An 11,548-nucleotide genomic window follows, 5' to 3' on the forward strand; every position below is an offset into this window, starting at 1 on the left:
CAAGCTCGCTCCCACAGGGTCTTGATCAACTCACTTCCACCGTGGATTGCCCATCACCCCCGAACGTCAAGTATTCAACCAGCTCAACCAGCGGCAACGGCTTGCTGATCAGGAATCCCTGCACCTGATCGCAACCGAAGCCACGCAGCAGGTCCAGTTGTTCAGCGGTTTCCACACCTTCGGCGACCACTTCCAGGTTGAGGTTATGGGCCAGGTTGATCATCGCGTGCACCAGCTTGCGGTTCTCCTCGCGCTGCTCCATGCCGCCGACGAAGCTCTTGTCGATCTTGAGCAAGGCGATCGGCAGGCTGTTGAGGTGCACGAACGACGAGAACCCGGTGCCGAAGTCGTCCAGGGAAAAGCGCACCCCGAGGCGCCCCAGCGCATCCATGGTCTGCTTGACCAGTTCGCTGCGGCGCATGACGGCGGTTTCGGTGAGCTCGAACTCCAGCCACTGGGCCTCGACGCCCCGCTCGGCGATCAATCGACTCAGGGTCGGCAGCAGCTGGCTGTCCTGGAACTGCCGGAATGACAGGTTGATTGCCATGTGCAGCGGCGCCAGCCCGCGTTCGCGCAAGGCCTGCATATCCCGCAGTGCCCGGGAAATCACCCAGTAGCCCAACGGCACGATCAAGCCGCTCTGCTCGGCCAGCGGCACGAATTCACTCGGAGGCAGCAGGCCACGCTCGCCGTGACGCCAGCGCACCAGCGCTTCGAGGCCGACGATATGGCCGCCATCAAGGTTCAACCGGGGCTGGTAGTGCAACTCCAGTTCATCGCGACGCAGCGCCCGGCGCAGTTCGCTTTCCAGGTCGGCGAGGCTGCGGGCATTGCGATTGATGCGTTCATTGAAGATATGAAACGTGCAGCCTTGTGTGCTCTTGGCTTGCTGCATGGCGATGTGGGCGTGCCACATCAAGGGATCGGCGCCGGCCTGGGCGCGCGCATGGGCGATACCCAGGCTGCAACCGATCAACAGGCTTTCCCCATCTACCCAGTAGGGTTCGGCCATGGCCTCGGTGATGCGTTCGGCCATCCACTCCGCGCGCTGGGGCGCACGGCGGGTGTCGATCAGCAGGGCGAACTCGTCGCTGCCCAGCCGCGCCAGCTGATCACCGGCCTCAAGCGAGCCCCTGAGCCGCGAGACCACTTGCAGGATCAGCCGATCACCGGCCTGGTGGCCGAGGGCATCGTTGGCGTGACGGAAATTATCGAGGTCCAGATGACCGAGGGCGAGGCCGCGGCCTTCGTTTTCAGCCAGGCGCGCCGTTAGCAGGGTCTGGAAGCCCTGGCGATTGGCGATGCCGGTCAGTGGGTCCTGTTCGGCGAGTCGTTGCAGGGTATTTTCCAGCACCCCTCGCTCGCGCACATGGCGCAGGCAACGGCGCAAGGTCGCCTCGTCGAGAACATCGCGCACCAGCCAGTCACTGACACCGTCCGGGGAGGTCGAAGGCTCATGCTCGAGCAAAAGGACCGTCGGCAGACGACAGCGACCGGGCGCCGGCTGCAGAGAGGCGACGGTCAGCAGCACCGCGTTGCGGTTGTCTTCGAACAGGCTGCTGACCGATTCCCAGCTCGGAGCGCTGATCAGCACGACCGAGGCTCCCATGGGCGCCAGGCACTCGCGCAATATCGCAGACCACTCAGGCGTTTCGGCCAACAACAGCAAACGCAAGGGTTCGACAGGCGTAGACAAGCTGACTCCCTAGACTCTGCAAGGTGGTAGGCGCGGGGCATTATGACTTGCCAAAGACCAATCACCAATGCCAATGGTTCTCAAACACCCGCTTTTGAGCGTTTATTCATCCAAAAACGAACGTTAGACCTAAATTCTGTCCGCATCCTGAGGGAAAGTGACAAAAGCGGCAAATGGAGATGATGGGCAGCGTCACAAGTCGGACAGGGCAGCACAATTCTCAGAGCCTGTTAAAATGCCGGCCCATTTCGCAAACGACTCCCTGAACCTGTCATGTCCCGACTCAATCCCCGGCAGCAAGAAGCCGTGAACTATGTCGGCGGCCCTCTTTTGGTGCTCGCCGGTGCAGGCTCCGGCAAGACCAGCGTGATCACCCGCAAGATCGCGCATTTGATCCAGAACTGCGGCATCCGCGCCCAGTACATCGTCGCCATGACCTTCACCAACAAGGCCGCCCGGGAAATGAAAGAGCGGGTCGGTGGCCTGTTGCGCGCCGGCGAAGGCCGCGGCCTGACCGTCTGCACGTTCCACAACCTGGGCTTGAACATCATCCGCAAGGAACATGCGCGACTGGGCTACAAACCGGGCTTCTCGATTTTCGACGAGACCGACGTCAAGGCCCTGATGACGGACATCATGCAGAAGGAGTACTCGGGCGACGACGGCGTCGACGAGATCAAGAACATGATCGGCGCCTGGAAAAACGACCTGGTCCTGCCGCCCGAGGCCCTGGAGAACGCTCGCAACCCCAAGGAACAGACCGCCGCCATCGTCTACGCCCATTACCAGCGCACGCTCAAGGCGTTCAACGCGGTGGACTTCGACGACCTGATCCTGCTGCCGGTCAAGCTGTTCCAGGACCACGCCGATATCCTCGAGAAGTGGCAGAACAAGGTTCGCTACCTGCTCGTGGACGAATACCAGGACACCAACGCCAGCCAGTATCTGCTGGTGAAGTTGCTGATCGGTAAACGCAACCAGTTCACCGTGGTGGGCGACGACGACCAGTCGATCTATGCCTGGCGTGGCGCGCGGCCGGAAAACCTGATGTTGCTCAAGGAAGACTACCCATCGCTAAAAGTGGTGATGCTGGAGCAGAACTACCGCTCCACCAGCCGCATCCTGCGCTGCGCCAACGTGCTGATTTCCAACAACCCCCACGAGTTTGAAAAGCAACTGTGGAGCGAGATGGGCCACGGCGATGAGATCCGCGTGATCCGATGCCGCAACGAAGACGCCGAAGCCGAGCGCGTGGCCATGGAAATCCTCAGCCTGCACCTGCGCACCGACCGGCCGTACAGCGACTTTGCGATCCTGTACCGCGGCAACTACCAGGCCAAGCTGATCGAACTGAAACTGCAGCATCACCAGGTGCCCTATCGCCTGTCGGGGGGCAACAGCTTTTTCGGTCGCCAGGAAGTGAAGGACCTGATGGCCTACTTCCGCCTGATCGTGAACCCGGACGACGACAACGCCTTCCTGCGGGTGATCAACGTGCCGCGCCGGGAAATCGGCTCGACCACCCTGGAGAAACTCGGCAACTACGCCACCGAGCGCAAGATCTCGATGTACGCCGCCACGGACGAAATCGGTCTGGGCGAACATTTGGACAGCCGCTTCACGGACCGCCTGGCGCGCTTCAAGCGCTTCATGGACAAGGTCCGCGAGCAATGCGCCGGCGAAGATCCGATCTCGGCGCTGCGCAGCATGGTCATGGACATCGACTACGAGAATTGGCTGCGCACCAACAGCTCCAGCGACAAGGCCGCCGACTACCGCATGAGCAACGTCTGGTTCCTGATCGAGGCGTTGAAAAATACCTTGGAAAAAGATGAAGACGGCGACATGACCGTCGAGGACGCCATCGGCAAGCTCGTGTTGCGGGACATGCTCGAGCGCCAGCAGGAAGAGGAAGACGGCGCCGAAGGCGTGCAGATGATGACCCTGCACGCCTCCAAGGGCCTGGAGTTTCCCTACGTGTTCATCATGGGCATGGAAGAAGAAATCCTGCCGCACCGTTCCAGCATCGAGGCCGACACCATCGAAGAGGAACGGCGCCTGGCCTACGTTGGCATCACCCGGGCGCGCCAGACGCTGGCCTTCACCTTCGCCGCCAAGCGCAAGCAGTACGGCGAAGTGATCGACTGCGCCCCGAGCCGCTTTCTCGATGAATTGCCGCCGGACGACCTGGCCTGGGAAGGCAACGACGACACGCCAACGGAAGTCAAAGCCGTTCGCGGCAACAATGCCCTGGCGGATATACGCGCGATGTTGAAGCGCTAGACTATTTTTTCTCAACGACTTCAGGCGCTGAACGCGTCATCAGAGGAGGCTTCATGGAAGCCCTGCACCAGAAAATCCGCGAGCTAGGCATCGTGCTGTCCGACCAGGTCCTGAAGGTCGATGCGTTTCTCAACCACCAGATCGACCCGCAGTTGATGAAGCTGATCGGCGACGAATTTGCCGCGCTGTTCAAGGATTCGGGCATCACCAAGATCGTCACCATCGAAGCCTCGGGCATTGCCCCGGCGATCATGACCGGGCTGAACCTTGGCGTGCCGGTGATCTTCGCCCGCAAGCAACAGTCGCTGACCCTGACGGAAAACCTGCTGTCGGCCACCGTGTATTCGTTTACCAAGAAGACCGAAAGCACCGTCGCCATCAGCCCGCGTCACCTGACCAGCAGCGACCGCGTGCTGATCATCGATGACTTCCTGGCCAACGGCAAAGCCTCCCAGGCGCTGATCTCGATCATCAAGCAGGCCGGCGCCACCGTCGCCGGGCTGGGGATCGTGATCGAGAAGTCGTTCCAGGGCGGCCGCGCGGAACTGGATGCCCAGGGCTATCGCGTCGAGTCGTTGGCTCGGGTGAAGTCGCTGGCGGGTGGGGTTGTGACCTTTATCGATTGATCACGCCCTACCCTCTGTGGGAGCGAGCTTGCTCGCGATAGCGGTGTATCAATTACCTGAAATGTGTCTGACAGGCCGCTATCGCGAGCAAGCTCGCTCCCACAGGGGGTTTGGATCGGCCGTTATGGCGCAGTCGCCTTGAGCCCCGCCAGCAGCAACCGCTGGTACAACTCCTCCTTGAGCCCCTCGGGATTCGTCAACTGCATCCGCTCCAGATGCCCGGCATATTCCCAGGGCTCCGGCGCATCCAGGGCGGCCTTGCCAAGGTCCAGGATCTCGGTGAGCTTGAATTTGCTCTTCAGCCAGTTCAGCGCCCGTAACAAGTCCCGCTCGATCCCATCGAAATCACAGCCCAGCGGGTATTCCGGAAAAAGGTTGGGATGCCGCGCCTGGATCGCCTGTAGACGCTCCGACGTGTTGTCGGCGAACCGCGGGTCGAGACGAAAATCCTTCGGCAACTTGCCGGCATTTTGTGCCTGCTCGATCAGGCCGGGCTGGAAGCGTGAATCGCTGATGTTCAACAGTGCCTCGATCACGGCTGCGTCGGTCTTGCCCCGCAGGTCGGCAATGCCGTATTCGGTCACCACGATGTCCCGCAGATGCCGGGGAATCGTGCAATGGCCGTATTCCCAGACGATATTCGAACTGACCACCCCGCCCGATTCCCGCCAACTGCGCAACAGCAGGATCGAGCGCGCCCCTTCCAGCGCATGGCCCTGGGCGACGAAGTTGTACTGTCCGCCGACACCGCTGAGCACCCGTCCATCTTCCAACTGGTCCGCCACCCCGGCGCCCATCAGGGTCATGGTGAAGACCGTGTTGATGAAACGCGCATCGAGGCGCTGCAAGCGCTTGAGCTGCTCCCGGCCGTACAGCTCGTTGATGTAGCTGATGCGGGTCATGTTGAATTCGAGCAGCCGGCTCTGCGGCAACTCCCTCAGGCGCTCGTAAAAACTGCGCGGACCGAGGAAGAACCCGCCATGGATGCAGATGCCGTCGGGCTGCGCCGCCTCGTCGAGGGTTCCGGCGATGGCCCGTTCCTGGGTCGGTTCGTCAGGGTAGACCTTGCGCCGGATAATCCCGGCCTCCGCCAGCACCAGCAAACCGTTGACGAACATTTCACTGCAACCGTACAACCCTTTGGCGAAAGGCTCGACCCCTCCCTCGCGCTCGATCAACTGCGCCCACTGGCTGAGGTTCACGTCCGCCAGCAGGGCCTGGTAACCGGCGTTATCGGCCTGGCGCGCCAGCAGTGCCGCCGTCAGCGCATCGCCCATGGAGCCGATGCCAATCTGCAACGTACCGCCATCGCGCACCAGGGTGCTGGCGTGCAGGCCGATCAAATGATCCTGGAAACCCACCGGCATGTTCGGCGTGGAAAACAACGTGTGGCTGTCCTTCTCATCGATCAACAGGTCGAAGCCATCGATGCCGATTTCCGCATCGCCGGGCATGTAGGGCAAATCGCTGTGGACCTGGCCCACCATGAGAATGGTTTCCCCCGCCTCGCGCCGCTTGGCGATCATCGGCAACAGGTCCAGGGTGATGTCCGGGTTGCAGCTCAGGCTCAAGCGATCCGGATGTTCCGGGTCGCTCGCCACCAGTTGCGCGATCAGGTTCAAGCCAGCCCCATTGATATCCCGGGCGGCGTGGCTGTAGTTGCTGCTGACATAGTCCTGCTGGGCCGAAGCGCTGTGCAGAAGACTGCCGGGCTGCATGAAGAATTGCTGGACGCGGATATTGGCCGGCAGGCTGTCGCGCTGCAGATCGGCGAGGTAATCGAGTTCTGGATAATCACCGAAGACCCGTTCGACAAAGGGCTCGAGGAAGCGCTTCTGCAGCCCGTCGCCCAAGCTCGGTCGACCCAGGCTCAGTGCTGTGTAAATGGTCAGCTGTCGCTCGGGCATTTGCGCAATGCGCTGGTAAAGCGCGTTGGCGAACAGGTTGGGCTTGCCCAGCCCCAGGGGCATGCCGAGGTGGATATGCGCGGGCAGACGCTCGAGTACGTCATCCACCGCCTGTTCGATTGAACACAACTGCACCATCCGACCCTCCGGGACATTCCATGAATGTGGGTTGGACCGAGCTTGCCGGGTCTTGGTTGCGATGACCAGTCCGGAAAAAAATCCCAGACACAAAAAAGCCGCTCGTAAGCGGCTTTTTTGCGGAAGATGAATGCCTGTTACAGGCCGGACATCTCTTTGATGGCGCCTTTGAGTTCATCATCGGTGCAATCGGCGCAGGTGCCTTTAGGCGGCATGGAATTGATACCGGTAATGGCCTTCGCCAGGATGCCGTCAAGGCCGCCCTGGTGGTCGGCGCGTTCTTTCCAGGCGGCCTTGTCACCGATTTTCGGAGCGCCCAGCAGGCCGGTACCGTGGCAAGCGTTGCAATGTTTGGCGATGACGTCTTTTGGCGCCTTGGCACCACCAGCGCCACCTGCCGCGGCAGCCACTTCCATGCCCTTGCATTCCTTGCCCTGGACGCAAACCTGGCCGACGGGTTCAAGGCGCTTGGCAATATCATCGGTCGGCGCCGCTTGAGCGCTCGCAGCCCATAGGGCCAATACGGTTGCTGGTGCAGCCAGCATTTTCATAATTAGGTTCACGCGTACACCCTCAATGGTGGCTAGTCACGCCTGCGGCCACGGTTTGCAGGCGGGCGCAAGTATAGCGGTAAGCCTGTCACTCCGAAACAACCCCAAAGTCGCAAGGGTCTTGTTTGTCATGACAGCCCAACCTTCGAGCGCCTTTGCCCTGCGGGTTCGGCGTCTCTTCTTCTAGAAATTGGCCGGTGTGGCTGCGCTGATCAGTCGCGCCGGCACGTCGAACGGATTACGGAAACGATGGGGCTTGGTACTTTCGAAATAGTAGCTGTCGCCCGCCTCCAGCACGAAGGTTTCGGCGCCGACTACCAATTCCAGCCGCCCTTCCACCAGGATTCCGGTCTCTTCGCCTTCATGGGTGAGCATCTCGTCACCGGTATCTGCGCCGGGCGGGTAGATTTCGTTCAGGAAGGCAATCGCCCGGCTCGGATGCGCCCTGCCCACCAGCTTCATGGTCACGGCGCCGTCGGAGATGTCGATCAGTTCGTTGGCTTTGTAGACGATCTGGGTCGGTTTCTCCTGGAGGATTTCTTCGGAGAAAAACTCGACCATGGACATGGGAATCCCGCCAAGGACCTTGCGCAGCGAGCTGATCGAGGGGCTTACGCTGTTCTTCTCGATCATCGAAATGGTGCTGTTGGTGACGCCCGCGCGCTTGGCGAGTTCACGCTGGGAAAGGCCTTTGAGTTTACGAATGGATTGCAGTCGTTCACCGACGTCCAATGCTGGAGCCTCCAGGGAATCAGGTTGTGTGGAAAGTGAGCGTTATCATGGCGACAGCGTTCAGTATTTACAACACCTTGGCCCGAATCCTGTGCGGTGAGGCGACTTTCGGTAGGTCACGCTGGGTGTCAGCCCTCGGAATAGAGCCTTGGCACCCGTCGCAGATTGCAGAAGACCTGGTAGGGAATCGTGCCGGCAGCCTGGGCAACGTCACTGGCGAGGACGTTCTTGCCCCACAGCTCCACGGTTGAGCCAAGTCCTGCTTGAGGAACGTTGGTCAGATCGACACACAGCATGTCCATCGATACCCGCCCGACCAGTTGGCTACGCTGCCCATCCACAAGTACCGGCGTGCCGTTGGGCGCCTGGCGCGGGTAGCCGTCGGCGTACCCCATGGCGACCACGCCGACCCGGGTCGGTTGCGCCGTGACAAAGCGCGCGCCATAGCCCACGGGCTCGCCGGCGGGAAGTTCACGCACGCTGATGATTTTCGATTCCAGCGTCATGACCGGTTGCAGGCGTGAAGCAACGGCATTGGCTTCTTCGAAAGGCGTCGCGCCGTACAGCATGATGCCGGGCCGCACCCAGTCGCTGGGAATCTGCGGCCAGCCCAGCACCGCTGGCGAGTTGCGCAGGCTGACCTCTGCCATCAAGCCCTGGCGGGTCTGCTCGAATACCGCTAATTGTTGCAAGCTGCTGGGATCATGCAATTCATCGGCGCGGGCGAAGTGGCTCATCAACACGATCTTCGCCACGTTGCCACTGGCCAGCAGACGACGATACGCCGGCTGGAAATCATCCGGGTGCAGGCCGACCCGATGCATGCCCGAATCGAGCTTGAGCCAGACCGTGATCGGCTTGCCCAGCGTCGCGTGCTCGATCGCTTCGAGCTGCCACAATGCATGCACCACGCACCAGAAGTCGTGCTCAACGATCAAGGCAAGTTCATCGGCCTCGAAGAAACCTTCCAGCAGCAGGATCGGCCCGCGAATCCCACCGGCCCGCAGCTCCAGGGCCTCTTCGATGCACGCCACCGCGAAACCGTCAGCGGTTTCCTGCAAGGCCTCGGCGCAGCGCACCGCGCCATGCCCATAAGCGTCAGCCTTGATCACCGCCAGGGCCTTGGCCCCCGTGACCTCACGGGCTAGCTGGTAGTTGTGACGCAGGGCTTGGAGGTCGATCAAGGCACGGGCAGGACGCATGGCGGCAGGCTTCTAGGCGGTCATGGTTAAAAAAACCGGCGCCGGCTGACGGCATCAGCCGACAACAGCGCCGGGAGAGGGAGAGTTTTGACAGCGATCAGGGCAGCGCCGCGACGACGGACAGCTCCACCAGGATCTGCGGCTCGCACAATTTGGCCTCCACCGTGGCGCGGGCCGGGGCGACGCCCTTGGGCAGCCATATGTCCCACACCGCGTTCATGCCGGCGAAGTGCGCGTCGATGTCCTTCAGGTAAATCGTCACCGACAGCAGGCGGCTCTTGTCGGTCCCAGCCAGGTCGAGCAGTCGCTCGATATTGGCCAGTGTCTCGCGCGTCTGCTGTTCGATACCGGCACTCATGTCGTCGCCGACCTGCCCTGCCAGGTAAACGGTGCCGTTGTGCACGACAACCTGACTCATGCGGTCATTGGTGAGCTGGCGCTGGATTGCCATGTTTCGCGGACTCCTGGGGTTTGCTGCCATAACGGGAAATATCGAGGCCTTCGGCGCTGATCTGTGGCTTTTTCTTTGCCATCAGGTCCGCGAGAAGGCGACCGGAACCACAGGCCATGGTCCAACCGAGGGTGCCGTGGCCGGTGTTCAGGAACAGGTTCTTGAACGGTGTTGCCCCAACGATCGGCGTGCCGTCCGGAGTGGTCGGGCGCAGGCCGGTCCAGAAACTGGCCTGGGCCAAATCGCCGCCCTGAGGATAAAGGTCGTTGACGATCATCTCCAGGGTTTCGCGCCGGCGCGGGTTGAGCGAGAGGTCAAAACCGGCGATTTCCGCCATGCCGCCAACGCGGATACGGTTGTCGAACCGGGTGATCGCGACCTTGTAGGTTTCGTCGAGGATGGTTGAAGTCGGTGCCATCGCTGGGTTGGCGATCGGTACGGTCAGTGAGTAACCCTTGAGCGGATACACCGGCGCACGGATACCCAGCGGCTTGAGCAGTTGCGGCGAGTAGCTGCCAAGCGCCAGGACATAACGGTCGGCGGTTTCCAGCTTGCCATCGATCCACACGCCATTGATTCGGTCGCCGGCGAAATCCAGGCGCTCGATATTCTGGTCGAAACGAAATTGCACCCCGAGCTTCACGGCCATTTCCGCCAGGCGAGTGGTGAACATCTGGCAATCACCGGTCTGGTCATTTGGCAGGCGCAGGGCACCGGCAAGGATATCAGTGACATTCGCCAGGGCCGGTTCGACGCGGGCGATGCCTTCGCGATCGAGGACTTCGAACGGTACGCCGGATTCCTTCAGAACAGCGATGTCCTTGGCCGCGCCATCGAGCTGGGCCTGGGTGCGGAACAGTTGGGTAGTGCCCAGGCTGCGGCCTTCGTAGGCGATGCCGGTTTCGGCGCGCAGTTCATCGAGGCAGTCACGGCTGTACTCGGAAAGCCGGACCATGCGCTCCTTGTTGATGGCATAGCGGCTCGCGGTGCAATTGCGCAGCATCTGCGCCATCCACAAATATTGATCGATGTCGGCAGTGGCCTTGATCGCCAGCGGCGCGTGGCGTTGCAGCAGCCACTTGATCGCCTTGAGCGGCACGCCCGGCGCGGCCCACGGCGAGGCGTAACCCGGCGATACCTGGCCGGCGTTGGCGAAACTGGTTTCCATGGCAGGCGCCGGCTGACGGTCGACCACCACCACTTCAAACCCGGCACGAGCCAGATAATAAGCACTGACGGTACCGATGACGCCGCTACCCAAGACCAGAACGCGCATGTTGAAACCCTCATCGCGGATAACCGCTGACGTTTGTTGTACAAACCTTAGATGCGCGCAGTGTAAAAAAGATCAGCCAGTGCTTTTCACTATATAAATGCCTATATTTGGCGAGAATTCTCGGCAAAAACCCTTTTCACGGAGGCGCATCACCTGTGCGTACCAACACTCAGACCAAACGCGAGCTGGACAAGATCGACCGCAACATCCTGCGCATCCTTCAGGCGGATGGGCGAATCTCGTTCACCGAACTGGGCGAAAAGGTCGGCCTCTCCACCACGCCGTGCACGGAGCGGGTGCGACGGCTGGAGCGCGAAGGCATCATCATGGGCTACAACGCCCGGCTCAATCCGCAACACTTGAAGGGTAGCCTGCTGGTGTTTGTCGAGATCAGCCTCGATTACAAGTCCGGCGATACCTTCGAAGAATTCCGACGCGCCGTGCTGAAATTGCCTCATGTGCTCGAATGTCACCTGGTGTCGGGGGACTTCGACTATCTGGTGAAGGCGCGGATTTCCGAGATGGCCTCGTACCGCAAGCTGCTGGGCGACATCCTGCTCAAGCTGCCCCACGTGCGTGAGTCCAAGAGCTACATCGTGATGGAAGAAGTGAAAGAGAGCCTGAACCTGCCGATTCCGGATTGACGGTTGGCTTCAGACCGCCTTCGCGAGCAGGCTCGCTCCCAC

General features: G+C 61.2%; 10 protein-coding genes. 3 read left to right on the plus strand and 7 right to left on the minus strand.

Features of this window, described 5'->3' with window-relative positions; translation table 11 throughout:
- Positions 1-25: 25 nt before the first annotated feature.
- Positions 26-1,696, minus strand: coding sequence for a putative bifunctional diguanylate cyclase/phosphodiesterase (locus tag OC610_RS12550; protein ID WP_264428063.1), 1,671 nt, complete (start codon positions 1,694-1,696; stop codon positions 26-28).
- Positions 1,697-1,969: 273 nt separating this feature from the next.
- Here OC610_RS12550 and rep point away from each other — a divergent pair, with 273 nt between their 5' ends.
- Both rep and OC610_RS12560 read left to right on the plus strand, forming a co-directional pair.
- Complete coding sequence (rep, locus tag OC610_RS12555) at positions 1,970-3,979, plus strand: DNA helicase Rep (RefSeq protein WP_030138189.1); 2,010 nt, start codon at positions 1,970-1,972, stop codon at positions 3,977-3,979.
- Between the two features lie 53 nt (positions 3,980-4,032).
- Positions 4,033-4,605, plus strand: a complete 573-nt coding sequence (locus OC610_RS12560) for a xanthine phosphoribosyltransferase (protein ID WP_042728997.1) — start codon at positions 4,033-4,035, stop codon at positions 4,603-4,605.
- Between the two features lie 122 nt (positions 4,606-4,727).
- Here OC610_RS12560 and OC610_RS12565 read toward each other — a convergent pair whose 3' ends face one another.
- From OC610_RS12565 to dadA, 6 genes are all read right to left on the minus strand, one after another.
- Positions 4,728-6,650 carry an acetyl-CoA hydrolase/transferase C-terminal domain-containing protein gene (locus OC610_RS12565; RefSeq protein WP_264428065.1) on the minus strand — a complete coding sequence of 641 codons (1,923 nt, stop codon included), beginning with the start codon at positions 6,648-6,650 and terminating at the stop codon, positions 4,728-4,730.
- A gap of 137 nt (positions 6,651-6,787) precedes the next feature.
- On the minus strand, positions 6,788-7,201 hold the full coding sequence (locus OC610_RS12570) for a c-type cytochrome (RefSeq protein WP_030138195.1): 414 nt from the start codon (positions 7,199-7,201) through the stop codon (positions 6,788-6,790).
- A gap of 183 nt (positions 7,202-7,384) precedes the next feature.
- The gene (locus OC610_RS12575; RefSeq protein ID WP_030138196.1) at positions 7,385-7,933 is read right to left on the minus strand and encodes a cupin domain-containing protein; all 549 of its coding nucleotides are present in this window, start codon (positions 7,931-7,933) and stop codon (positions 7,385-7,387) included.
- 128 nt (positions 7,934-8,061) lie between these two features.
- Positions 8,062-9,135: an alanine racemase gene (alr, locus tag OC610_RS12580; protein ID WP_264428067.1), complete on the minus strand. Its 1,074-nt coding sequence runs from the start codon at positions 9,133-9,135 to the stop codon at positions 8,062-8,064.
- Positions 9,136-9,232: 97 nt separating this feature from the next.
- Positions 9,233-9,586 carry a RidA family protein gene (locus OC610_RS12585; RefSeq protein ID WP_264428069.1) on the minus strand — a complete coding sequence of 118 codons (354 nt, stop codon included), beginning with the start codon at positions 9,584-9,586 and terminating at the stop codon, positions 9,233-9,235.
- A complete protein-coding gene (gene dadA, locus OC610_RS12590; RefSeq protein WP_264428070.1) occupies positions 9,558-10,862 on the minus strand; it encodes a D-amino acid dehydrogenase in 1,305 nt (434 codons plus the stop codon). Before dadA ends, OC610_RS12585 begins: the two co-directional genes overlap by 29 nt.
- A gap of 155 nt (positions 10,863-11,017) precedes the next feature.
- On the opposite strand from dadA, the gene OC610_RS12595 reads away from it, so the two are divergent.
- On the plus strand, positions 11,018-11,506 hold the full coding sequence (locus OC610_RS12595; RefSeq protein ID WP_003206849.1) for an Lrp/AsnC ligand binding domain-containing protein: 489 nt from the start codon (positions 11,018-11,020) through the stop codon (positions 11,504-11,506).
- The last annotated feature ends 42 nt before the right edge of the window (positions 11,507-11,548 follow it).

Origin of the sequence: Pseudomonas agronomica, assembly GCF_025917275.1 — a bacterium.
GTDB lineage: Bacteria > Pseudomonadota > Gammaproteobacteria > Pseudomonadales > Pseudomonadaceae > Aquipseudomonas > Aquipseudomonas agronomica.

Coding starts and splice junctions, on each gene's coding strand:
- rep (WP_030138189.1), top strand. CDS start 1,970: ATGTCCCGACTCAATCCCCGGCAGCAAGAAGCCGTGAACTATGTCGGC.
- OC610_RS12560 (WP_042728997.1), top strand. CDS start 4,033: ATGGAAGCCCTGCACCAGAAAATCCGCGAGCTAGGCATCGTGCTGTCC.
- OC610_RS12565 (WP_264428065.1), bottom strand. CDS start 6,650: ATGGTGCAGTTGTGTTCAATCGAACAGGCGGTGGATGACGTACTCGAG.
- OC610_RS12570 (WP_030138195.1), bottom strand. CDS start 7,201: ATGAAAATGCTGGCTGCACCAGCAACCGTATTGGCCCTATGGGCTGCG.
- alr (WP_264428067.1), bottom strand. CDS start 9,135: ATGCGTCCTGCCCGTGCCTTGATCGACCTCCAAGCCCTGCGTCACAAC.
- OC610_RS12585 (WP_264428069.1), bottom strand. CDS start 9,586: ATGGCAATCCAGCGCCAGCTCACCAATGACCGCATGAGTCAGGTTGTC.
- dadA (WP_264428070.1), bottom strand. CDS start 10,862: ATGCGCGTTCTGGTCTTGGGTAGCGGCGTCATCGGTACCGTCAGTGCT.